19 protein-coding genes are annotated in these 25,165 nt (G+C 39.0%); 6 read left to right on the forward strand and 13 right to left on the reverse strand.

Features of this window, described 5'->3' with window-relative positions:
* Window positions 1-411: 411 nt before the first annotated feature.
* The 9 genes from GD597_RS12620 to GD597_RS12660 all read right to left on the reverse strand — a co-directional run bounded on the left by GD597_RS12620 (window position 412) and on the right by GD597_RS12660 (window position 8,613).
* Window positions 412-804, reverse strand: coding sequence for a group III truncated hemoglobin (locus GD597_RS12620; protein ID WP_171608228.1), 393 nt, complete (start codon window positions 802-804; stop codon window positions 412-414).
* 4 nt (window positions 805-808) lie between these two features.
* Window positions 809-1,099, reverse strand: a complete 291-nt coding sequence (locus GD597_RS12625) for a cupin domain-containing protein (RefSeq protein ID WP_171608229.1) — start codon at window positions 1,097-1,099, stop codon at window positions 809-811.
* A gap of 195 nt (window positions 1,100-1,294) precedes the next feature.
* Complete coding sequence (locus tag GD597_RS12630) at window positions 1,295-2,062, reverse strand: ABC transporter permease subunit (protein ID WP_171608230.1); 768 nt, start codon at window positions 2,060-2,062, stop codon at window positions 1,295-1,297.
* Between the two features lie 2 nt (window positions 2,063-2,064).
* Window positions 2,065-2,772, reverse strand: a complete 708-nt coding sequence (locus tag GD597_RS12635; protein ID WP_171608231.1) for an ABC transporter ATP-binding protein — start codon at window positions 2,770-2,772, stop codon at window positions 2,065-2,067.
* Window positions 2,769-4,007 (reverse strand): nitrous oxide reductase family maturation protein NosD, encoded by a 1,239-nt coding sequence (gene nosD / locus GD597_RS12640; RefSeq protein ID WP_171608232.1) that lies wholly within the window; start codon window positions 4,005-4,007, stop codon window positions 2,769-2,771. The genes GD597_RS12635 and nosD overlap by 4 nt, the downstream gene beginning before the upstream one ends.
* Before the next feature lie 119 nt (window positions 4,008-4,126).
* Window positions 4,127-5,095 carry a nitrous oxide reductase accessory protein NosL gene (locus GD597_RS12645; RefSeq protein WP_216368582.1) on the reverse strand — a complete coding sequence of 323 codons (969 nt, stop codon included), beginning with the start codon at window positions 5,093-5,095 and terminating at the stop codon, window positions 4,127-4,129.
* 161 nt (window positions 5,096-5,256) lie between these two features.
* Window positions 5,257-5,820 carry a fasciclin domain-containing protein gene (locus GD597_RS12650; protein WP_171608234.1) on the reverse strand — a complete coding sequence of 188 codons (564 nt, stop codon included), beginning with the start codon at window positions 5,818-5,820 and terminating at the stop codon, window positions 5,257-5,259.
* 144 nt (window positions 5,821-5,964) lie between these two features.
* Complete coding sequence (nosZ, locus tag GD597_RS12655; protein WP_171608235.1) at window positions 5,965-7,959, reverse strand: Sec-dependent nitrous-oxide reductase; 1,995 nt, start codon at window positions 7,957-7,959, stop codon at window positions 5,965-5,967.
* 165 nt (window positions 7,960-8,124) lie between these two features.
* Window positions 8,125-8,613 carry a c-type cytochrome gene (locus tag GD597_RS12660; protein WP_171608236.1) on the reverse strand — a complete coding sequence of 163 codons (489 nt, stop codon included), beginning with the start codon at window positions 8,611-8,613 and terminating at the stop codon, window positions 8,125-8,127.
* Between the two features lie 150 nt (window positions 8,614-8,763).
* Between GD597_RS12660 and GD597_RS12665 the strand changes: the two genes are divergently transcribed.
* Both GD597_RS12665 and GD597_RS12670 read left to right on the forward strand, forming a co-directional pair.
* Complete coding sequence (locus GD597_RS12665) at window positions 8,764-9,357, forward strand: Crp/Fnr family transcriptional regulator (RefSeq protein ID WP_171608237.1); 594 nt, start codon at window positions 8,764-8,766, stop codon at window positions 9,355-9,357.
* Window positions 9,358-9,430: 73 nt separating this feature from the next.
* A complete protein-coding gene (locus tag GD597_RS12670) occupies window positions 9,431-10,666 on the forward strand; it encodes a hypothetical protein (RefSeq protein WP_171608238.1) in 1,236 nt (411 codons plus the stop codon).
* A 199-nt stretch (window positions 10,667-10,865) separates the two neighbouring features.
* On the opposite strand, the gene GD597_RS12675 is transcribed toward GD597_RS12670, so the two are convergent.
* Window positions 10,866-11,651 carry a HEAT repeat domain-containing protein gene (locus GD597_RS12675; protein WP_171608239.1) on the reverse strand — a complete coding sequence of 262 codons (786 nt, stop codon included), beginning with the start codon at window positions 11,649-11,651 and terminating at the stop codon, window positions 10,866-10,868.
* A gap of 739 nt (window positions 11,652-12,390) precedes the next feature.
* Between GD597_RS12675 and GD597_RS12680 the strand changes: the two genes are divergently transcribed.
* Complete coding sequence (locus tag GD597_RS12680; protein ID WP_171608240.1) at window positions 12,391-13,101, forward strand: hypothetical protein; 711 nt, start codon at window positions 12,391-12,393, stop codon at window positions 13,099-13,101.
* Window positions 13,102-13,308: 207 nt separating this feature from the next.
* Window positions 13,309-13,686, forward strand: coding sequence for a hypothetical protein (locus GD597_RS12685; protein ID WP_171608241.1), 378 nt, complete (start codon window positions 13,309-13,311; stop codon window positions 13,684-13,686).
* Between the two features lie 213 nt (window positions 13,687-13,899).
* Here the strand turns inward: GD597_RS12685 and GD597_RS12690 are convergent, their stop codons facing one another.
* Window positions 13,900-20,403 (reverse strand): glycine-rich domain-containing protein, encoded by a 6,504-nt coding sequence (locus tag GD597_RS12690; RefSeq protein WP_171608242.1) that lies wholly within the window; start codon window positions 20,401-20,403, stop codon window positions 13,900-13,902.
* A gap of 526 nt (window positions 20,404-20,929) precedes the next feature.
* On the opposite strand from GD597_RS12690, the gene GD597_RS12695 reads away from it, so the two are divergent.
* Window positions 20,930-21,250 carry an ArsR/SmtB family transcription factor gene (locus tag GD597_RS12695; RefSeq protein WP_171608243.1) on the forward strand — a complete coding sequence of 107 codons (321 nt, stop codon included), beginning with the start codon at window positions 20,930-20,932 and terminating at the stop codon, window positions 21,248-21,250.
* A complete protein-coding gene (locus GD597_RS12700) occupies window positions 21,247-21,750 on the forward strand; it encodes an SRPBCC family protein (protein WP_171608244.1) in 504 nt (167 codons plus the stop codon). Before GD597_RS12695 ends, GD597_RS12700 begins: the two co-directional genes overlap by 4 nt.
* Window positions 21,751-22,002: 252 nt before the next feature.
* Here the strand turns inward: GD597_RS12700 and GD597_RS12705 are convergent, their stop codons facing one another.
* Together GD597_RS12705 and GD597_RS12710 are read right to left on the reverse strand one after the other, a co-directional pair.
* The gene (locus tag GD597_RS12705) at window positions 22,003-22,782 is read right to left on the reverse strand and encodes a response regulator (RefSeq protein ID WP_171608245.1); all 780 of its coding nucleotides are present in this window, start codon (window positions 22,780-22,782) and stop codon (window positions 22,003-22,005) included.
* Between the two features lie 3 nt (window positions 22,783-22,785).
* Window positions 22,786-24,738 (reverse strand): tetratricopeptide repeat-containing sensor histidine kinase, encoded by a 1,953-nt coding sequence (locus GD597_RS12710; RefSeq protein WP_171608246.1) that lies wholly within the window; start codon window positions 24,736-24,738, stop codon window positions 22,786-22,788.
* Window positions 24,739-25,165 lie beyond the last annotated feature (427 nt).

Here is a 25,165-nt window from a genome sequence, read left to right on the forward strand (position 1 = left end):
GTTTTATGAAGCTTTACTTGCGTCGCACTCTTGTGCTTTCTCCTTGGTAGCAGCTGTTATGACGGAATATTAATGGCAATAAAGTATTGGTATATTCCGGCACCTGAACTTGTTTCTGGGCCAAGGTTCGTGGCTTCATAAACCTTCATGGTCAATAATGTTTAATTTCAGGTTCTCTTGTTTTAGGAGAGGTATTATGCTGTGGCTTGGTATATGATTGCGTTTAGTAAGGTACAAGTACGCAGCGCTGCAATGTCTTGACTGCATATTTACGCCACAATGGGGCACCAGCGAAATCAAATATTGCTGGTTTAGTGTTTTTACCTATTTGTGCCTTATGTAAATAGTAATAAAAACGGAATAGTAAGGGATGTTAACCACCTAAAGTCTAATCTGTTTGGTTTTATTTCATTAGCTTAAAATGTATTCATGCCCGTGTACAATCTTTATCTGCATTACTGTGGCAATACTAATTGCTCTTTGTTTGGTAAGTTCTGCTTTGTCGCCTTCAAATAATCCATCCACAGTTTGGGTAAACAGTTTTATCCATTCCTGAAAATGTTCAGAGTTGAGTGGCGTTTTTTGATGCAGTTGTTTATGGGCAGTCATGGGGTTGCCGGTATAAGTGCCGGTGAAGAAAATGACGTTCTCCCAAAAATCGTACATCACCGGCATATGCTTCTCCCAGTTTACTTTGGCTACATCGTTGAAAATATATCCTATTAACTGGTCTTTTTTTACCTTTTCATAAAACGTGTTGATGAGTAAAATAATATCATCACGGTTTGCAATATCTTTTTTCATCGTTTTATTTTATAAGTAGTAAAGCTGTATCGGTTAATGCTTTTACAGCATGCAATTGATTTGCCTTAAACTGAAACAAGTCATCTTTATGCAAATTGAAATCTATGCCTTCGTGTGTAAATATTATATCGCCTTCTATTATCATTATAAAAGCATCTGTTTTTGAAGTATGCGGCTTTAAGACTTCATCTTTTGCTATTGTTAAAAGTATTACTTCAAAAGGTTCGCTTTTGTATAAGGATTGCTTTTTTATTTTATCGTACTGCTTTAATTCAGCTAAATTTCCTGTGTGCATATTAGACTCCTCTGCCCCTGAACGGGAACTTTTTTATTTATTATAGAAATTGTGGTAACACTAATGATTTTTTGTAACCTGATATTTTTTTCAGAAATTCAGCGGCTGTTAAGAGCTCCATTATTATTTCATCTGTACAATTGTGTGACACAACAAAAGCTTTATAGAAATACTGATGCCTGTACCAAAAAATTTCTATAAATCCTTGCGGTTAAATTTTCCTAGTGACAACAGTAAAGGCACCGCAGCCCATGCCGATAATACAATCCCTGCAATAATTACACCCCACTGGCTACCGAAAAAATCCTGAAATACGGCGCCGGTATAACCTAGCATTACAGACACATCCATTTTTAAAATGATGAGTACACGTGCAAGGTCAATCGGGTTTAATGCGCTTACGCTTATCATGAATTTTTCAATGGGATAGTCGCTGAACTGAAACAAAATAAAGAGCACCAAACCATCGAATAGTACCGAGAAATAAAACCATAATAAGATGGCTACGCCAATACCTTTTGCCTTATCTCTTGTGCACACAGATGCAAGCAATGCAATGGCTACAAAAATGATACTTAGAAGGATGCCCGTTGCTATCATTGTGATGCCCGTTGCAGAAAATTCGAACAGTAAAATAGGTATGCCTGCACCAATAAAAAAAGCAAGCGACATAGAGCCTGCAAGCCCGACAAAAATACTTAGCCATAGTGTTTTTCTTTTGATGGGCTGACTTACCATTAACTCAATAAACTCTGCACTGTTGTAAATATAGATCGTTGAAAAAATAATGGAAACCAATGGAACGATGATTAGCACAATATTGAGTAAACTAAGTAAACCCTTACCGGCAGTATCTTCCAGATTAAAGATGCTGAAGGAAATAATTAGTAAAAAAACAGTATACGACATTACTATCTTGTTGCGCAGTATATCGAGTATTACGTATTTGATGATTTTTTTCATGACTAATTATTTTTCATAACTTGTGCAATTGCTTTTGACAATTTTTGTTCGCCTGTATCGCTACGCAGTTCTTCAAAGCTTTTATGAAAACGTAAACTGCCGTCCTGCATGTACATTACTTCTGTTATCATGTCATCAAGATCGCTGAGTACATGCGAGGTAATTAGTATCAGTTTTCCTTTCTTTTTTTCAGTAGTAATTTTCTCTTTCAGTATTTCTGCAGAAAGTGGATCAAGGCCCGCTGTTGGTTCGTCTAATATCAGCACGTCGGGATTAAAAAGAAAAGCCAGTGAGGCACTTACTTTCTGGCGTGTGCCGCCGGACAAAGTGCTCATGCGTTTGTTCATTAATGCTGGTAAATTAAATTCATTGATCAGGTCTTCATCCAATTGCTGACTCTTGCTTTTACGTATGTCTTTCAACATGTCCAGCACTTGCGCAATGGTCATGTTATCCGGGTATCTTCCTATCTGTGGCATGTAGCCAATGTTTGCACGGTACCGCCAGTCGTGAATAATATTTTTTTCGTTAAAAGTAATAAAGCCGCTACCAGGAACAACCATTCCCAACAGGCATTTAATGAAAGTTGTTTTGCCGCTTCCGTTGGGGCCGATCAATGCAATGCATTGCGATTTATTACAAGCCGCAGAAACATTATCCAGCACTTTCATTTTTCCAAATTTTTTTGAAACATTGCTTGCGATGATCATAATGGAAATGGTTTCATGTGTGGAAATTTATCTTGAAGATCAACGGGTATCATACTGGGAAACACTTTTTCCGATTTATCCATCAGTGTTACAATCATACTTCTGAATAAGATAGCCGTTGCCGGGTTTTTATCAATGATCATTGAATACAAACTTACAGGTCGGTAAGGCACATCGCCCTTACCATCTCGGTTTAAATCGTAGCCTTCATATTTATCCCAGTAATTATTATTGAACAGGTTTAACACGAGTTCGCTATTGGTAGAAATGTCAAAAGTATTGCCGGAAAAATTGTTATAAAGTACCGTATTATCATCACAACTGCCTTGCATTTTTATGGCCCACCCATTGTTCTGAAAAATATTTTTCTCCATAACAATCCGGCTGCTGCCTTCCATATAAATACCGCTGGTATTGCGTATAAAACGGTTGCCCCTAATATAACTGTCGCTGATGTCTTTCATCAGCAATCCAAAAGCAGCATCGCCCCAGCTCTCTTCAAAAATATTGTTGTACATCTTCATACCATGTGTGTACATCACAGCCACACCGGCGCCATTATGACTGAATATATTACTGATATATGCATTGTTATGCGAGAACATAAAATGCAAACCATAACGGATATTGTTCTCACTGATATTTCTCCAGATAATTGAGTTGGTAACAAACTCAAAATAAATTCCATCGCGGTGACCGCTAACTTTGTTGGCTATTATCCGCATGCTGTCACTCTTCCAGCAATGAATACCATTACCGTTTTGCAGTTCGGCGTTACCCGCAGCATGTATTTGATTATTGGCAATGGTACAGTTGGTTCCATACTGCGTATAGATTCCAAAAAAATTATCGTCCAAAATATTATTGCGAATAACAACATCCCTGCTGTTGTAAATTTTAATAGCAGCAAGGTCATCCATGCCGGAGCTTCCTGAATGTTGCAATTTAAATCCATCAACAATTACATAATTTGCTTTAACACTGATGATTTCGTATTTCTTTTCACCATCAAGTCTTGGATGATTGATTCCTTTTAATACAATTGATTTATTTACAGTAATATTTTTTCCAAAATAAATTCCTGCATCAACAAGAATGGTATCGCCATTTTTACTCATGTCAATTGCTTGCTGAATAGAATATATGTTTTGCTGTTTACCAACCTTCCATATTGTTGCAGAAGCCCTGAATGAAAGGCTTAATAACAGTAAACATGTCGTATAAAATATTTTCATAATTTTTTTTGGACCAGGCATTTATATTTTATAAACCGTCCTTTGCGTCGCATTTTTGTACTGATTAAACAATTATGAGGTTCTAACAGTCGCTCACTACAATTAAAAAAGTTCCCTCTTTAGGGGTGGAAGGGCTTAACATCTGCCCATGCTGTTTCTTCGCCTTTATAAACAGCCATCACTTTACTTAAACTATCCTTATTGCCGAATGCTGCAATGTTTCCGTTCATCGGGCTGCGCAAATCTTCGCTCTTTAGCAAAAACATTTCACTGACTTTTTTCAATTCATGCGAACCCGAAAAATCCGTGAGATAAATTTCTTTTATCTCACGGGGTTCAAGTACGTTGGATTTTAAATAGGAAAGTACGCAATGCATATCATCGAACTTGTACAGCTTTCCTTTATCTGTAACAATCTCGGCACCAAACCTTACATCGCTGATCGTCATTTTGCAGAAATCACAATTATCTTTTCCTACCCGTAACGGCTCTGGGTCTGCTTTGCAGGAAGTAAGTAACATACTCATCACAAACGCAGATACTAAAACTGTTGCTGGTTTGTTGTTAATTGCAGTTGATTTTACCTTTTTAAGTTTCTTCGTTTTAATAATTTCAAAAACACTTGTTGAAGTAAGCGATAAAGCAACAACAATAAATATCCACCCGCCAATATCGGGTATAGAGTAAGCACCAAAATTCAGGAGTTGTTTATAACCAATCAATGGTGGCTGATAGGCCATACCCGGAACAACAATAGCTGCTTCAGGATTTAGATCGTGACCATAATTATATTCCCATCTCCAGAAATCAACCATTGCAACTACAGCAAAAGCAATAAACAGAATGGTTAAAACGGTTAATAATTTTTTCCTGTTGAGCAAACCTGTTAAAATGGTTATACACCCAAAGAAACCAATGATATAAGGTAAAATTGTAAACTCAATAAAATCATTGGCATGCAGTGTACGCATCCCTATATAATGGTTAAGCCCGTTGATGATATCTATATTTCCACCAAGCGCATTTGGGTAAATTAATAATACAAGTCCTTCAGGATATTGCGGTGCGGATAATTGTATCTGCCACATTGGAACAAACAATACTGCAAAAAGTGCAAGGCCACACAGTATTACTATTGCCCTTACCCACCCCGTTAAACGGTTGTCTTTCATAATAAAAAATTTAAAAGTGAATTATAACACTGTAAGGTTTTAAAACCTTACAGTGTTACCCTGAACTTCACTTATGATTATTTTTTTGCAGGGGGCAACAGCACGCCGTCAATTACATGCACTATTCCGTTTGATGCTTTTATTGATGCAACGATAGTGGCAGAATTATTAAGCATCACTTTACCGTCTTTAATATTCACGGTAACATTATCTCCATTTACCATGCCGAGTACCTGACCTTCAGTAAATGAAGTTGCATCAAGAGCGGAAAGTGTTACATGGTATTGCAGGATATTTTGAAGGTTTTCTTTTTTATCATCTTTCATTAATCCTTCTACGGTGCCTGCCGGTAATTTATCGAAGGCTGCATTGGTGGGTGCGAATACTGTAAACGGACCTGCATTGGAAAGTGCCGTAACAAGTTCTGCCTGTTTTAAAGCTGCCACTAATGTGGTGTGGTCTTTTGATGACACAGCAACTTTTGCTACATCTTTTTGTGATACATCATCACTTACATTTTCCTGACCGCCTGCCGGTGCTGCTGTTTCGGTGGTGGAATCGCTTTTAGTTTCAGGTGCTGTGTTACAGGAAACCATTGCCGATACAATGATTACTGAAAGTAATTTTATTATTTGTTTCATGTTTGAATAATTTGGTGGTTGAAAAATAATTTTAATGTTGCCCGGTTGTTAAAAGCTGCTCTGCATTATGCTGTATAAGTGTGCGACGCAACAAAAGCTTCATTCATTTTCAACAGCCCAGCCAATAATTATTTCTTTGTATTTCTATTTTGTACCGGTACTGTCTGCTGCCGGTAAATTTTTTCCTGTGCTAAACAATAACTTTGTATTGCTTCCGGCTGGTGAAACCCTTACATAGCCTGACATTTCTTGGTGCAGCGCACTGCAGAAATCGGTGCAGTACATGGGGAACATACCAACACGATCAGGTACCCATTTTAAAGTCTGTGTTTCCCCCGGCATGATTAACAATTCAGCATTTACAGAACCCTTTATGGCGAAGCCATGCGGCACATCCCAATCCTGCTCCAGGTTGGTGATATGGAAATAGACTTCATCGCCGATTTTGATGCCTTCGATATTATCTGGCGCCAGATGAGAGCGGATGGCAGTCATGTTTACATCAACCCTGTTACCGGTGCGCACAACTTTTGTTTGGCCTTCACCTTTAGAAACATAAGGGTTGAAATTATCTTCTATCTTAAATATTTTAACGCTTTTAGTCTTTATAAGATCGGCTGAAACTGCCTGTGCATAGTGTGGTTCACCAATGGTAGGGAAGTCTAGTATAAGTTGCATTTTATCGCCACTGATATCGAACAACTGTGCACTTTGCGCAAGCTCCGGACCTGTTGGCAGGTAGCGGTCTTTGGTAATTTTATTGTATGCGATTACATATTTGGCATTAGGTTTTCTGGAATCCCCGCCAGGAATACACAAGTGCCCGATGGAATAATAAGTAGGTACACGGTCGAGTACTTTAAGGTCTTTGATATTCCATTTTACAATCTCGGATGATACGAAGAAAGAAGTATATGCATTGCCTTTACCATCGAACTCTGTATGCAATGGCCCAAGGCCCGGTTTTTTAACTTCGCCGTATAAGGCTGATTCGTATTTTACAACCGGTATACCACCAAAATTTCCAATGAAATCTTTTGCAGCAATGGCAGCCTGCAATTTAGTATAACTAAACACAGGAATTAAGGCAGCCAGTTTACCTGAACCAACAATGTATTCGCCTGTTGGGTCTACGTCGCAGCCATGCGGGGATTTAGGACAAGGAATAAAATAAGCGATGTCTGGAAAATCTTTTACATCAAGCACCTGCACTTCTGTTTCAATGGTTGATGTAGCGCTGTGTGTTTTTTCGTCGTACACATTGTGCGCATATTTTACTGATTGTTTTTTTGCTTTGCCTTGTGCAAGATATTCTTCTGCTTTTTTCCAGTTTACTGCAAGTATAAAATCTTTGTCTTTTTGTGAAGCATTTACTTCTAGCAATGTATTGGCTTGCTCACTGTTGTAGCAGGAGAAGAACATCCAATCGTGTGAAGGTCCTTTACCGGCATGGCTTAAATCGAAGTTTACTCCGGGGCACAACAATTGAAAAGCAATTTTCATATTGCCTGAGGTTTTATCTACGCTTACAAAACTGATTGTGCCTTTAAAATTTTTCTTGTATGTGTTTATCGGTACATCGCCATTAACATTATCTGGAGGCACGCTGAATCTTGTGCCAGCTACTACATACTCTGTATTCTCTGTAATAAAAGGAGAGGAGTGATTACCCGCACTATTGGGGATTTCTATTATTTCATTAGTGCGGAAAGTTGACAAATCAACCCTTGCGATACGCGGTGTATTATTTCCATTTGCAAAAATCCAGCGGCCATCAATTTCGCCATTGGTTTGTGAAAGTTCTGTGTGGTGCAAATCGTCCCACGGCACAAAACCATGCGAAGTATTCAGCATCGGTTTTGTTTCTTCACTATAGCCCCAGCCTTTTTCCGGGTCAACGGAAAAAACAGGGATCACTCTTAGCAAACGGCCTGATGGCAAGCCATAAACAGACATCTGCCCGCTAAAACCACCCGAAACAAAATTGTAAAATTCATCGTATTTACCCGGTGCTACATAAGCTTTTGCGGCGGCACCAGCATCAACTGCAGAAGCAGCATTTTTTGGTTTACATCCGCCCATACCCAGCAGTACAACCACTGAAACAAGCGCTATGTTTTTTAATTGAATCGCTTTCATATTATATATAATTATTGAGTTTTTAATTTTGAGCCATGCACAAGAATTACTACTTAGCATTCTTGCGACGCACTCTTGTACGAATGCATAAATGGCCGCATTTACCGAAGCGAAAGAATATTTTGTATTGAATATATTTTATCAGCACATCCACACATCTGCATATTATTTCACTCCATCATTCCTGCGCATAAATTCGAGCAGGCTTCTTGCGTCTTCATCGCTTAAGCTTTGATTAGGCATTCGCACCATGCATATTTCAAGCTGTGCTTGTGCCGAAGGGTCTTTGGTAATCATTTCGTCTGTGTTGGTAACAAAGTTCATGATCCAAACAGGCTCATGCCTTGATGTTACACCCAACCAGCCCGGGCCAACTAATTTTTCTGCGGTGAGTTTGTGGCAAGCTGAGCATTTTACATCAAACACTTTATTACCTGCATCGGCCTTTGCGGCATCTAAATGTTCACTAATATCAACTGTAGTGAATTTTCCTTCGCCACGTTTTGGATCGTAAGAAGGATTGCCGTTTTCGGCTTTTTCGGTTTGCTCTTTATTTTCAGAAGATTCACTCCCTTCTTTATTTGAGTTACCAGCACCGCCACCACAGGCAGCGATGAAAAGACTAATAGTGCCAACAAATATCAATTTTTTCATGTTTATTTTTTTTCGAACCCAAAATTGAATAATTAGCCGTTCCATCGTTATGACTCAAATCATATAAATAAAAATTAATTTATTATTTTTATAATGTTTATTATTGTGTTTATCTTATTTTTTTGCTTTACGTAACAATAATCCCACATCATGTTTCATAGGGACCTGCTTATTACCTGGGGTGGAATTTTTAGAAAATATCAAAAAGACCAAACCATCTTTTATGAAGGGGATAAAGCCATGTTTTATTACGAGGTAATTGAGGGCAGCGTGAAAATGGTAAACATCAATGAGGATGGTAAAGAATTTATACAGGGAATATTTAAATGTGGCGAAAGTTTTGGAGAACCGGTATTGCTGATTGATGAGCCTTACCCGGCATGTGCAGTTGCAAATGAAGATTGTGTGCTGATAAGGATAACAAGGGAAAGCTTTGTGCAGTTGCTGAAAGAATATCCTGACATTCATCTCAGTTTTACCCGGATACTGGCCAAGCGGCTGTACAATAAATCCCTTATGTCGAAAGAGATTTCTAGCTACGGCCCCGAGCACAGGATTGAAACCCTTTTACATATACTCAAAAAAAATATCAACCCATTAAATGTTAATAAATTAAAAGTCGATTTATCAAGGCAGCAGATTGCCGATATGACGGGATTACGTGTTGAAACTGTTATACGTTGTATGAAAAAAATGCAGGAGAAAGGAATACTCAATATTGAAAAAGGAAAAGTTTACTACTAGTATTCTACTATTATTCTTTTATTATGATTAAGGTCATAGCGAATATTGAAACAGTCTTCTTGCTTTGTACTATATGAACGATAAAAAACTTTTTTTCAGCAAATGGATAAAAATCTCACTCTCTAATTTTTTAGTTGTTGCACTGGTGGGTGTATTACTGAGATATAAAATAAACTTCCCTCTTCCCTGGGTTAATTATAAATTTCTGTTACATGCACATTCGCATTTCGCATTTGCAGGATGGATTACCCAAATATTAATGTCGCTCATTGTTCAGTTTGTTTATGAACATAACAGCAACGTTGGCCTAACCCGTTACAAAAAAATATTTTGGGGTAATTTTGTCACTGCGTATGGAATGTTGTTTTCTTTTCCTTTCCAGGGATATGGGCTGTTCTCCATCATCTTTTCAACGCTGTCTGTTATCGTTTCGTATATTTTTATTGCATTCGTTTGGAAAGACCTTAAACATATAGCAGATATAGGTTACAGCAAAGCGTGGATTAAAGCATCACTGCTTTTATATGCCATTTCTTCTGTAGGTCCTTTCTCCCTTGCGTATTTAATGGCCAATAAAATTTCCGGGCAGGACTTATATTTCGGATCTGTTTATTTCTTCCTCCATTTTCAATACAATGGATGGTTTTTGTTTGCCTGCTTTGGGTTATTTTTCAACTACCTGCACAGAGCAGGGTTTTTAAATACAGCATTGTACAGCAAAAGGATATTCTATGTGTTATTTATTACCTGTTTCCCGGCTTATTTCTTATCAACCATGTGGATGGATTTACCCATTGCCATTCGCATTATAGCAACTGTAGCGGCTATTGCGCAACTAATCTCTTTGGTTTACATTTTTAAATTGTTTGTCCATACAAAAAAACTACTCAGTAATAACCTCAATACACTTACAAAAAAATTATGGGGCATGGTGCTCATCGCTTTTGTAATTAAGCTGGTGCTTCAATGCCTTTCCACCATTCCATCTTTAAGCCAGTATGCATTTGGTTTCAGGCCGGTAGTAATCGGTTACCTGCATTTATCTTTTCTTGGTATCATCACCTTTTTTATTTTAGGTTATATTCAACAAGTTGTAACACTTAACCGTATTGGAGTATATACTTTTATTGTCGGGGTGCTTATAACAGAAATTACACTAATGCTACAAGGTTTTGAAAACATTGGCTTTAGTGCACTGCCATTTGCAAATTATATACTTTTCATTGCATCAATAGTTATTACTGTTGGGTTAGGCTTTATAGTTATAAAAATCGTTAAGCCACAATTAAATAACCACTTTTCAAAATAGTTACCAATACTCCTTTTGCAATTGCCGTTCATGCAATATGAAAACAATAAATTTTTTATATGCCATACTGTAAAGGTTATAATTATGCTTTACTTGCCTCGCACACTTGTGCGGTTGGATTGTTTATGGTGCTTTACCAAAGCGAAGATTATAGCGAAAGCTGTTGGCGGGGACGCCAACAGCAGCGAAAAAAAATGGGTCAAATGCCTTTATTGGCAATACCATTGTTTGTAGCAGCTTTGGCACGGGTTTCAATTTTATACACTGCATCGTCAATAACCTTTCTGAGGTAGCCATCTCTTGTTTTTTTGTAAGCTTCTTTTAAAATCGGGATTGACTTTAATGTCCCAACAGTGGAAAGGGGCCCACAAATCATTCCTTTCATGTGTGTGCTGGTAATTTTGAATTCGTCTAGCAATATGTCCTCCACTTCAGGGTCATTTGTATTTGCTAGTGCTTTAATTGCTGCATGGCTTTCGTCACCTGTTCCTTCCTTTACAAGTATTTTAATTGGTTCAATATTATAAGTCGAATCTTTTATTACATCTCTAAGTCTCGATAAAATTGAAACTTTTGTTCTTTCATCGTCTTCCTGTTGAACTTTGTCAATTAGAAAGTTAAAAAGGTCTTTGTCATTGGTATTAGCACAAATACACGAAAGGCAGCAATAAATATACTTTCTAAAGTCTGAATATTTCTTATCTGAAAGTAGTTTTAAAAGCTCTGTCTTGTCTTCTTGTGAATTTAGTTTGTCTGATTGTTGATATGCGTACCATGACTCCTTGTCCTCGCTGCAATAACTCAAATCAATTTTTCGCCTTTCTAAGATATGTTCAGAGTATACTTCATTGCTTGCCATTTTTGAGATTAAAAACTTCATACCATTCTTCTCCAAATTAGAAATGAGTTCCTGTTTAGCAACTTCTAATTTCTTCTCAATTGTAAGAAGAATTTTGTCTTGATTTCGTCTAAATATGTTGAACATAGGAGGGTATTAATAAAGTTGCTTACAATTCAAAAATAGCCGAACTAAATACCCTTTCCAAAAAAACTGAGTTATTGATAACCAATGTTTTTATAGTGCGTTTTTTAAAATAGGTGGTGCGTTATTTTTTTACCATTAATATTCGCCTTTTTCCATAAGGCGTCAATGGGTTTTATACTTTTTACCAATGGTGGTTTAGGATGGTACAAGTACCCAACACTGCAAGGGATTGGCGCATAATTGCGGCAGAGTGGGTGGGCGGGCCTTTGGGGTGATCTCTTTAACAATTCTAATCCTCCGCGCTAACTCCATTCACAGAAAGGTATTTATTATAAGTTCCAGGTCACCCTTCGGGAGGCCCGGAACAAGGGGGATAATTCCGTAATTAGTGGTATGTATTTAATATTATATACTAATAGCAAGGTAATTAGTATCTTGCATTTAATATTATATAGTAATATTTAGGTAAGTAGTGTTCCGCATTTAATTTTATATATTAATATCCACGCAAGTAGTATTCCGCATTTAATGCAATACGGTAATTGCTACATAATTAGCATAGTGTATTTAATGCAATACCCATATGGCAATTTTTAATTTTCAACTATAAAAGTCTATACTTGCCATGGCATTAAAAAGCAATTAAAAATTGTAAAATCCTGCCTAATACATTTATAAAATTTATGGCTATTTTTTAAATTAGAATGTACAAATCATTCTAACACTTAAAAAAAAACGTATGTTAACGAAACAATTGCATCCCGATGCCGTAGTATCCGGCGGCACCCCTGCACCTGCCAAACCAATCAAAAAAGCTTACACCCCCATTGCAGATGCTGATTTTCTTACGGTAAGCCAAAAGGTAAGCACCTCCTGGGCAGCTAACCCGGCTATTACGCTTTTATGGATAGCCCAACCCGTATTTAAAACAATGGTAGATGATTACAACGCTGCTTACAGCACCCGCCTAAAGGATGGCAGCGAGCGTCCTTCCCTAACCCAATCAATTGGCCAATTGGAAACACAAATGGATGCTGCTGTAGAACAAGTAAAAGTGTATATACAAAAGAAATTTAAAAAGCAAAATGCAGCGGCGCAATATGCACGTTATGGCATACTGCACCAGGGTAGTGCCTACCGGTTTGCCCGTGATAGAGACAACCGCAAAACCAGTTTACCGTTAATGATAGACGCTATTGCCGCAGATGGTTTTGGTGCAGAAGAATATGGTACTGCTTTTTGGACAACCATGAAAACCAATTACGAAACAGCAGTGGCCACCGCCGGTAATACCGATGGTAAAGTAAGCACAAGCGTATCCAGCAAAAACGAGCAAAAGAAAAATATTACCCAGGTAATGAATGCCCTGCGATTTGTTTTAAAAGGCAACTACCCCAATACCTACAAATCCATTTACCGCGAATGGGGATGGCAAAAAGAAGATTATTAAACACAAAGCCCTGCACACAGCAGGGTTTTTTTTAACCAAACGCTATATCTTTTTTCAGCTTTACTTGCGTGGCACCTTTGTACAGTTGGATTGTTTAAGTGTATTAATTAAGCAAGCGAGATAACTGGTTTGTAATAAATTTATTTGCAAGTAATTTAATTTGTAATGTTAGTAATAAAGTACTAATTTTGTTTTAAATTAATTTATATGAGTACGATAATACAAACTCTGACATTTTTAAGGAATCAGCTTGTCTCGCAGCAAGTAATGATTAATGATTCTATTTCTCGCATAGACTCAATCCTATTTGACGAACTTGAAAATGGTTCACAAGATATTTCAAAAATTACTAAAGTTCCTAAAGTTCGTAATGAGTTTCCAATAGGTACGCACACTAAGCGGGATAAATTGAAACATATTTTAAGAGAATCTGGTGTTCCAATGACTGCTAGAGAAATAAAAGAAAATTTATTATTATATAATGAAGTGCTTCCTAATGTTGATCAAAGCTTAGTTAATCTCGAAAAGGATCGCTTAATAATTTCTTCCAATGAAAATGGGCGAAAGAAATATTCTATAAAATAGTGAATTTCCCCTGCTTCTGGCCTTCCCGCCAACAACCTACGCTTCGATAAAAGCTCAATAAAGTATCCAACCGTACAAGAGTGCGACGCAAGTAAAGCTGCATTATTTGGCTACAGCCGGGCACCCAATATTATTTAATGATAGATAGCCATGGGGTATAAAAAAAGAGGCCATTTTTTAGGTGGCCTCTTTTTGGTGTTAAGATGGTTATGGCTACTCTTTTACCATTTTTAATACAATACGCTCCTTACCATTATTTACGGTAACCAGGTAAACGCCGTTGGTAAGTATATTTACCGGTATGGCTAAACGCTGCGTATTTACGCCTGTTTGTTGCCAGATGGTTTTACCTAAAAGATTGGTTATTGTAATGGCCATATTACTGGTATTGCCGGTTATGTTTAATATGGCTGTGTTTTTTACCGGGTTAGGATAAATTACCGCCGCTAATGGCACCGCATAATTGAGCTGATTGGTGTTTGCAATGGCAGTAACCGCTGCCGCAGTTGTAAACTCAGGCCCCGAAACGATGGTGCTGGCAATAACGGGGTTGGTAGTAACGCAACCTGTTTGTACCCGCCATTGATAGGTGGTAGCAACGGCTAATCCGTTTAGTGTTTTAGTATTGCCCACTTGCTGTATAATGTTCCATGCAGTAGTGCCTTTTTTACGGTATTGCAGTTGATAACCTACTGCACAGGTTACTTTATCCCAGCTAAGCTTTGCACTGGTGCCTGTTATATTGCTTACCGTCAGGTTGGCCGGTGGCGCACAACCCAGGTAAGTAACCGCCACTGTTGGCGATGTTGCACTGCAACCAAATGCATTGCTTACGGTAACAGCATAATTGCCTGCTGCGGTTACAACAATGGTTCGGGTAGTAGCGCCGTTACTCCATATATAACTGGTGTAACCTATGCCAGCATCCAGCGTTACTGTTTTGCCGGGGCAAAGATTGGTTATACTTCCTGTATACGTTATTAGGGGGGTTGGTTTGGCATTTACTGTTACTACAATAGCAGCGGATACTGCTGAACAGCCACCAGCATTGGTTGCGGTAACACTATAATTACCACTTGTTGTTACCATGATAGATGGGGTAGTAGCACCAGTACTCCATAAGTAACTGCTTCCGCCACTTGCCGTAAGTGTTAGATTATTGCCACTGCAAAAAGTGGTAGGCCCGTTTGCTGTAACGGTTAAGTTTGGTTTGGCATTTACGGTAACTACTGTTGGTGCCGATGTTCCGGTAAAGCCAGCAGCATTGGTTGCGGTTACCTTATAATTGCCACTTGTTTTTACCCTAATGCTTTGGGTGGTTGCGCCATTAGACCATTGATAACCGGTATAAGCGGAGGCATAGCCAATACCCACTGCATCAATTTCGTTCCATTCGGGAACTGCAGCAGAATTAAGTGCTATACGTATGGCTGCAACCGGGAATGCAGGCGTGGAAAAGCTGATACGTAGCTTGCGTGCCACAGGTGGCTGTGGGGAAGCTGTTGCCGTATATACTATTTCGAATAAACCGGTATTGGGATTTTTAATGTAAACCGTATCTATGCTTCCTGGTGCATTTGTTTCGTAGATATCTATAAAGTTTATGAGTTTGGCATCTGCATAGCCCAGCTCCAGGTATTCACGGCTATTATCCGGATTTTCTGTTGCCCAGGCTTCGGCAATATCTCCATAATTTGGATATACATTGGGTTGCCCAAGTGCCTTTTGTGCAGACCAGCCATTTGTTGAATACTGGCTGCTATAGCCAAGTACGGTATTGGCAAATTGGGTAGTAGTATCAATTGCCTGTACAGATAGTTGTACTGAATCGCCCTCGCAAAAGCTGGTTGGTCCGCTGGCAATAATAACCGGTGCAGGAATATCATCGTTCTTAATAGTATCCGTTATAAAATTATTGGCACCAATACTATAATCACCACCTGTAACAAGGGCTATAGAAATGGTTTCATCTCCTTCAAAGCTGCTGTCTGCAATTGGGTCAATCTTAAGTATACTTTGTGCACTGCCTTTGGGTATAATGATGGTGCCTTGTATGCCATCAAAACCGCTACTGCTGTTTTGCCCTGCACTATAGGTAACTCCATAGTCTGTGGTGTAAGCAGCTGTACCGGCTATATTGTAATTTACACTTATGTCGTTTGCAGCAGCCTGACCAAGTGTAAAGAATACATCCATAGTACCGGGGGCATTTTCGTAAACAGACGATGTTGTTGCCGAAATATTAAGCGCATTTGCCCCGGTGCCTGCTGTAAAACTACCTGCTACAAAAAAGGTAGTATCGGTAGATGCTTTTACATTACCATATATATCGCTGATATTTTTCACAATTACACGGAAACTTTCACCGGTAAATGTGGCGATATTTTGCAGCGGAATAATTACCAGCTTATTGCCATAACCACTTATCTGTACCGGGATATTGCTGTTGTTCGACATGCGCTGCATGGATGCAATACCGCTGTTTAGGTTGCTGTTGTCAATATTTTCTGTGTAACTAAACGAGATAGCATCCCCGGTGCTATAGCTGTCATCAGTAGGCGCTGGTTTACCCAGCAGGGCAGGGGCAGTTCGGTCAATGATTCCGGTGGCCCGTTGGCTGTATACCACACCTGATGCACAATTCAACCGCATTCTAATGTTATACAAGCCATCTGCAAGTGCAGAAACATTCCAATTGATGATGCTGCCATTTGTGCCCGTACCCAATTGGCTTTGCGATAGGGAAGGCCCGTTTGTCCAGCTGCTTACGCCCTCTTTTGCATATTCCAAAGTAACCGATTGCAGATTGGCAACTGTATAGCCATTAAACTGCACGGGAACAATATTGTTATCGCTGGCTTTAGCTATCCAGTTGTTTTGCGGACTGGTAAGAACAATATCGCTGCAAGGGCTAATGAAATAGGCCGAGATGAGTTGCGTTTTGCTGATATCGCTGCAAGTGGAAGAAAGTGTAAAGCTTAAGCCCTCATAAGAATACACATTTACAGAACTGTTTTTTCTTACAGTAACTGTTACTGTTACCTGGCTTCCCGAAGCGACGGTGTATTTAATTGGCTGACTTACTACTGTACCCCCAATGCTTACCACCGCACCATTTGGATTACTGGACTGATTGAAACTGAGGTAATAGTCTCTGGTTTCGGTAGTATTGTTATTACCTAGCAACATGGTAAAAATAGCATCCTGATTGGCTGCAACACCCGATACAGAAGGAACTGGTACCAGGAATTGCATATTGTCCCTTGGCAGGGTATTAGCTTCTGCCGGGCAACTGGATTGGCCTGCAACGGTTTCAAATACTGGGCTGCCATACACAGGATCTTTTTTTACGTTTACACTAAAATTATCGCCTGTATTGCTATCATCCAGTATGTAGCCTGTAGTAGTTTCTGTAATGCTTGTATTTGTTACACTTTTACCGGTTTCTGTTTTAAATGCAACCGTTACGCCGCCACTTATACCAGATCCGGCAACTTCCAAACCAAGCTCGGCTGCAACAGATGAATTGATTTCTAAATTGAACTCAACCGTACTGGAGTTGGTATTTGTTTGTGTGCTGGTATAGGAAATGGGGCCTACACTTCCATCAAAGGAGCGGTTAGCTTCAAAAGCTGCTCTGGTTTTATTAAGCGCATTATTGGCCAGCACCTGCTGCCATATGCTGATCTGATTATTATAATTGCTGATTTGCTCGGGTGTATTTCCCGTATTGGCAGCAAATGCCTGCAAAGTTGGGATAACATTATTACGAATATATCCCTCAGAATAAATGTATTGGGTAGCAAAGCCATTATCCGCAATAATGAGCTTTTTATCCTGGGTAACAGCACATCCATCGTATATTACTTCGTTGGCTGTACTATACAGTAGGTTTAAAGCTGCGCCAATATATACATCGCCACTTGCACCAACTCCCGTAGCATCTGTAGCTGTTGAAATGCGATTGGTAATTTTAGTACTTAGTATTGTTTCTGCGTCAGTGGAGTTTTTTGCGGTTACATCTACTGAGCTGTTAATACTGCCCCATACCTTACTTTCAGTTTCTACACCAATACCGGTAAATATGTCGCTGCCAATTTTTACCTGCTCCCATGCTTTTACATCTGTTGCCTGTTGTGTGTATATGCGGAAAGCGGTTTCGCTGGTACTGCTTTGTTCCCAAAAACTACTACTTAAATTACCGGGAGGGTCATGCAATACCATTAAGGGTATTTCGGGTGAAACGGTGGCAAAGCTACCCGGATCTGATTTTACACCCGTTACCACTACATTTTTATTAATCTGTGTTGCCTGCCGACCAAATGCATCGGTAAATTGAAGATTAAATATTTTGTAGTAGGGGCTGATAATATTGGGTAAACCCGCTTTAAGTGTATCTATCACCACTCCATTGGTTACAGCCAATGTAAAAGAATCATTGATATCATCCACCTGAACATTAGTAAAGAGCTGAATACTGTCTGGCTTTACCGGGTTGTATAATACCGGGCAGCCTTTAGATTCAGGGCCCTGGTACACATAAAAGCGCAGGGTTCTAGTTTCATTTTGTGGCCATACCGCAAAATCCAAACTGTTTAATGGGATTGTACAACTAACTGCATTATCCAGCCCCCCTATTACTAATGTGGGAGGGCGTTGATACACCAGGTTAAGCACTTCATTGGCTGTGTCAATATTTCGGGTAAGTGAATCTTGGCTCATTCTGTTATTGAAAAAATCCAGCAGGTCGGGTGAACTTACATCACCTCCTGCTACAGGTGTAAAACCAATTACCTGCACTTTATATTTTCGTGCGGGTAAACGAACAGAATAGAAACCCGTTTGCGGGTCTGTAACAACCTGTTTTTTGAAAACCGAACTCCTGGGTGCCCCGGTATTGGTAAATAATACATCATCAAACTCTAAAGTTGCCGTGCCAATATTATCGTTACAACCTGCACTAAAATAACCGCTGATAATACGGGTAGTAGTATCGGTGAAAACCACGCCGGAAACATTGCTGTTGGCATCTACCAATGTTACGCCAGGTGTAATGCTGTGATTTTTATAAGCAGCACTTATATTGTATATCCCCGCATCTGTTACTGTAAATGCAAAACTGCCATAGCCATAAGGACTGATATAACCAGATTTTGTGGTATACGAAATTGGCTGGGTTATATTAATGCAAGTTAGGCTTACACTATCCATAGCAGCCTGTATGGTATCTACTGCTATTCCATTTGCATTAAGGCAACCAATGCATCCTTTTTGATAAATAGTGCCGGCAATACTGATTACCGTGGTGTCAATAAAATCCTGGTCAATAAAAGAATGAAACTGATCAGTAAAAGTTTTGGCCCTCGATACCGGGTTAAATAAATGCGCAGCCTTGGCTGGCGTGATGGTAAAATTGGTAGCTATGGAAATGCCATTTCCCGTTTCATTAATATCTCCATAGTAAATGCGCGGTATAGTATATTTTCCCTCAAAGTCGGTTACTGCACTATCTTTCCAGCTTTGGGGGCTGCCCGGTAAACTATTTACTTTTTGGGCATATATGGTGATGCCTTGTACAGGTATATTATTTTTGGTAATTACTTTACCCTGTATGCTGCCATTTGGGTTAGGGATAACCGTAATCTTTACTGTATTTGATGTGCTGGTTATATTACAGGCATTGCTTTGCCTGCGATAATAAGTGGTTGTTTTAAGGCTATCCTTATCAAAGCGGTAAGCGAGTGTATTGGTATTATTAATGGCAGTTGACCAGTTGATATTATCAATGCTCTTTTGCCAAGTGTAGATGAGTCCGTTATCAGCAGAAGGTGCCTGCACAATAGCACTGCTATCCTGTATATAATCTGGTGATAATTGTGGCGGGTAAGGTACTGAGTGTGCATTTTTTATTAACCCTGCCAATGGGGTGCATGTATAGGTTACCACTACTTTGCCGTTTGCGCCGTTGCCGGGGAATCTGCCGGTATTGGGGTCTAGATATGCACCCCCACCCCCTCCACCTGGGTAGCCCCCGTTTTCTCCAGTTAGTGGGCCGCATCGATCGTTAAATATAACAAATCCATTGTTAGTGCCCTGCCCACCTTTACCCGTGCCACTACCTCCATTTTCGTTTGCTGAACTATAGGAACCTGTACAAATATAAAAAGGTATTGAGGCACCTCCGTTACCACCTGCCTGATTGGTAAAAGCGGAACCACCACCACCACCATAATTACCAACATTACTAACGTTTGTAGCGTATCCTCCATTACCACCAGCATAAGACTGGGCTACATAAGTGCCCGTGCTGGCTGCGCCACCTGCTCCTGTGCCACTTGTGTACCCTGCGTAAGTAAACCCACCGGCACTACCGCCATTGGCTGTTACATAAGTGCCAAAACTGCTGTTGCCGCCCTTATTACAAGTGGTGCATCCCACTGGGAAGCCTTGCCCAAGTCCGCCATTGCCTACCGTTACAGGTATTACCTGGCCCCCTTTTACTGGTATGCTGGTGCTTTGTACAAATGCACCACCACCGCCAGCAGGTGAGCTGCCAGCGCCACCTGCACCCCATAGTTGTACAGTTACAGAGGTTACACCCGGAGGTACAGTAAAACTACCACTGCTGGTAAATGTAACTGTTGTTTGTGCCAGTAAAGCTCCGCAACACAATAGCAGGTATTGCAGCAGCGCTGTGCGTAGTAAAAGTGTTTTCATAAAATCAATTTTTATTGCGTTAATAGTTATGGCTTGAAGTATTTAAACAAAGCGCTTCTTCCGCATAACTGTATGTATAATCTCATGAAAATAGCTGATAGCAAAAAGGCTTTAAATGCTTTGTGGTGAACTGCAGCTTAATTGTATGTAAACAAGGGTGGTTTGTATGCGAAGAATTATTGTGAGATAAAAACAGGCAAAATAACTTACTGTTTACTGGTTGGTAAAAGCAGCACAATGTTATATCAGTACAAGTGTGCGACGCAACGAAAGCCTCATCTTTATTCTATTGCCGGGTACCAAACGGCTGTTGTTTTTATTAACCAAACAGTAGTGCTGCTATTTAGCAGCGCTTGCGTCGCACTTTTGTACTGCTGGATTATTTATTGGGCTTTTATCGGTGTGAGGATTAATCTAAAGGCTTTTGTAGTGCCAACGAACCCATGTTGTAAAAATAAATTTCATGAAACCAAATGGTTGCGTATATATTTGCAACCGAACGGTTTCGTAAAGTAAATTAAACAAAATGAGACGAGATGTTTTTCAGGCAATTGCCGACCCAACCAGGCGGGCCATTATTACCTTAATTGCATTGCAGGCAATGACACCAAACGCCATTGCAGATAACTTTAATACTACCCGCCAATCTGTGTCGAAACACCTGCGGATACTTACAGAATGCGCCATTGTAAAACAGGAACAACAGGGCCGGGAAATTTATTACTCACTTGAAATTGAAAAAATGAAAGAGATTGATATCTGGTTAAACCAATGTAGAAAAATTTGGGAAACCCGCTTTAATCAACTGGATGAAGTATTATCAACCATTAAAAAAAATAAAAAATGAACAACAGTTTGCTATTTGATTTTACCGTTGACAAAGCAACAAAAACGGTATTTGTAAACAGAGAATTTGCTGCCAATCTTTCACTGGTATGGGATGCATTTACCAAACAGGAAATTCTTGACCAATGGTGGGCGCCCAAGCCCTGGGAGTCTAAAACAAAATTTATGCATTTTGCAGTTGGTGGCCGAAGATTTTATGCCATGGTAAGTCCGGAAGGGCAGGAGCATTGGTCGTTACAGCAATATACTTCCATTAGCCCCATAACAAATTTTAAAATGCTGAATGCTTTTGCAGACAAAGATGAAAACCCTCAATTACCGGGTTCTGAATGGGATTTAAATTTTAGCGAACAAAACGGAATAACAAAAGTTAGTGTTACTATTTATAATGAATCACTTGACCGTATGGAGCAGATGATTGCAATGGGCTTCCAGGGCGGATTTACCATGATTTTGAATTATCTGGAAAAACTGTTGCCAACATTATCTCAACAACCGTAGAGGGGAATTTCTTTGGTAGCATTGCCATTAGCATTTGCTGCTATAAATGCTGCATATGGTGCTAAACGTACAAGATTGCGACGCAAGTAAAGATTGATACTTATTCAATTGCCTGCTACAAAATACTTGTTGTAGTATGTTTACCAGGCAGTATTACTACTATTAGGCAACGCTTGATTTGCACTCATGTGCTGCAGGTTAAAGTGGCGGCAATTTTGGAGGAGTTTATTAAACAGTTTGCATACCGTTTGGCTATCTTAATTTAAAATGCTTAAAAAAGTTTTCTTTATAATTGGCCCCAATAGGTATTTCCAGTTTTTCGGTTTTAATACTTACATCGTCGAACGATAGTATATGATTGATGTTTACTGCATAAGACCGGTGTACACGCAACATGGCAGGAAATTGCAGGTCTTCAATAAAGTTCTTTAATGTAAGCCGCAGCATAAATTTTTGGCTGTTGGTTATCAGGTTTACATAGTTGTTGTCAGACTCTGCATAGATAATATCATCCAACCTTGCTTTTACAAACCTTGACATATGTTTGATGAATATGAACTCATCCATTTTAAGAAAGGTGGCCGTTTCGGTAGGTTTATTATCGGCAATAGTTTTGGTATATTCTATGCTGCCTGTTGGTTTGTTCATAATAGCGGTGGCAAAATTATGCAGGGCCAGTTCTATGGCAATACGCACATTGGCAATATCGTATGGTTTTGTAAGAAAGGCTGCAGGGCGGGTATGTTTAACCCTTTGTATGGTAGCCGCATCTGAAAATGCGGTAAGATAAATTAGCGGTACTTCTCTCAGTTTCATTATTTCGGCAGCGCATTCAATACCATCTTTTTCCCCATAAATGTTAATATCCATCAGCAATACATCCACATGCTGTTGCTGAAACAACAGCAAAGCATCAGTAAAATTATCAACTATGCCTACTACCTGATAGCCATCCTGTTGTAATGCCAGTTTTAAATCAAGGGCTACCACCCGTTCATCTTCAACAATCATTACCTGTATTTTGTATGCCATAGTTTATGCTGCATTTTCTTTTATATATGGGAAAATAAACCGGTAATGCATGCCCTTATTTACACTAATAGTGCATGTGCCATGCAGTTGTTGTGTAAATGCTTCAATAAGGCTTTTACCAAAGCCTTCGCTTTGGTAATTATTGTTAACTATCGGTACGCCGGGGCCATTGTCAGTTATATCTACCACAATATCGGCATTATCCTGGCGCAGGCTTACCTGCAAAAATGGCCTTTGAACATTTTGATAAGCATATTTAAAAGCATTGGTAATTATTTCGTTGGCCATAAGCCCTAATGGTAATACCGTATCTACATCCAGCATTTCTTTGGATATGTCAATTCGCAAATCAAAATCATCGGCATTATACCCATAGGCATTCATTAGCGTTTCTACAAGATCAGTAATATATAATTTAAAGTTTACCTGTGTAAATTCTTCGCCCTGGTAAAGTCGCTGGTGTATTAACGACATAGCCTGCACACGCAGCCTGCTTTCTTTAAGTGCTGTTTGAGATGGTGCATCCTGCTGCCGGTAGCTTTGGAGATTTAAAAGACTGGATACAATTTGCAAATTATTTTTTACACGGTGATGTAGTTCTTTCATCATCCATTTAAGCCTGTTGGCCTGCCCGGCAATAAGTGTTTTTTGTTTTTGAAGGCGCCGGTAAAAAATGCCAAGTGTTAAAACAATAGCAGAAAGCACTATACCCAGTATAACAAAAAGTATGGTAATAGTGCGCTGCCGCTCATTCTCCTGCGTTTCTAATTGAAGTGTACGCGACAATGTATTTTTTTCATTGTCGTTTTTATCTTGTAAGTATAAAGCAAGCTGGTTATTGGCCCTTTCCTTATCGTTTTCAAAAAATGAATCTTTTAATACGGTTTCCTTTTTTAAATATTGATAGGCTTTTGTAAAATTGCCTTTATTGCTGTAATAGTTAGCTATGGTATCGTATATGTTGTTTAGTTTATCCCTGTACCCGTATTTTTCAGCATATTGTGCCAGGTTTTCCAAATTGGCAATGGCTTTTGCATTATTATTCTTTTTTAAATTAATCATCGCTTCAATTAATAAGCCATCAAACATGCCTGCCGAATCCTCAAATTTCCTGTAAATGTTTAGGGCAGAATCCTTACACTCCGTAGCTTTATCCAAATTATTTAGTGCCAGGTAGCAATTTGCCAAACCGGTATATACTTCTGACCTGTAAAATACAACGCCTCGTTTTTTATCAATTACCAGGGCTTTGTTATAATAAATTAATGCACTATCTGTTTGTCCTGTTGCTAAAAAGGAGGCAGCCATATTTTTAAGATTGGGTACCATTTTGCCTTCTTTACCTCTTATTTGATTTAGGTCCAGTGCCTTTTTATAATACCCCATTGCTTTATCGTACTGATTTAATTTAGAGAAGCGTAGTCCGATATTATTAAATAATGTAGCAATTGCTCCGCTATCATTTGTTGCTTCGGCAATACGTAAGCCCTTGAGATGATATTCCAATGAGAATTCTATATATCCCTGCTTGGCATAATAAATTCCCAGGTTATTACACGCATCAATTTCATCATAAGCTAATTTATATTGCTGTGCAAGTGCCAATGCTTTTAAATAAAAATCAACAGCTTTATCGAATTGCTGATTAAATTGATAACAGGTGGCAAGTTTTATGTTAGCTTGTACAATTCCTTTGTGGTAGTTTGCCGCCTCACATTTCTTTAAGTTAGACTTTGCATAAAAAATGGCAGTATCGGGGAATTCTTCACTTAAAGCATTCAGGATATCATTTAAACTCTTAAGCAGCAAAGTGTCTTTTGGTTTGCTGTTTGTTGCCTGCCATATACTATCAGTTTCCTGTATTAGGGCCTGGCTTTTAGCACTTATACATAGTAGTGTTAACAAAAATGTACATAGATATTTATTTATCTGGTATTTGTTTGTTGTTCGTTTCATATTGTGGATTAAGATATGGGTGTAACAATAGTGGCCCCATAATGTTGTAAGTCAAAAATACAAAGCTTTAGGTTGCTCATGTTGAATAACAGTTTTAAAATTGGTAGCGGGGATAATGGTAATATAATTACAGGGCAATTATTATTTGCAGTTTTAAATAGTTCAGTTAGCCAATTTAAAATCTGCGATAAATACTACCCCTGCCTTTTTACAATATCGGGCAGCGAATAGCATGTACACCAAATTTTGCAATAGAATTTTTTTGGGCCTGGCAATATATTGTTAAGGCATCTTTCCTTGCGTCGCACACTTGTACTACAGAATATAAGGCAGCTTTTAACAGCCAATTTAGCAAACTGCAAAATCGGGTATATAATCCGATAAGAATTTGGCGTAAATTAAAAAAGGCTTACTGATTAAGATCAAT

The organism is Limnovirga soli, from assembly GCF_013106755.1.
GTDB classification, from domain to species: Bacteria; Bacteroidota; Bacteroidia; order Chitinophagales; family Chitinophagaceae; genus Limnovirga; species Limnovirga soli.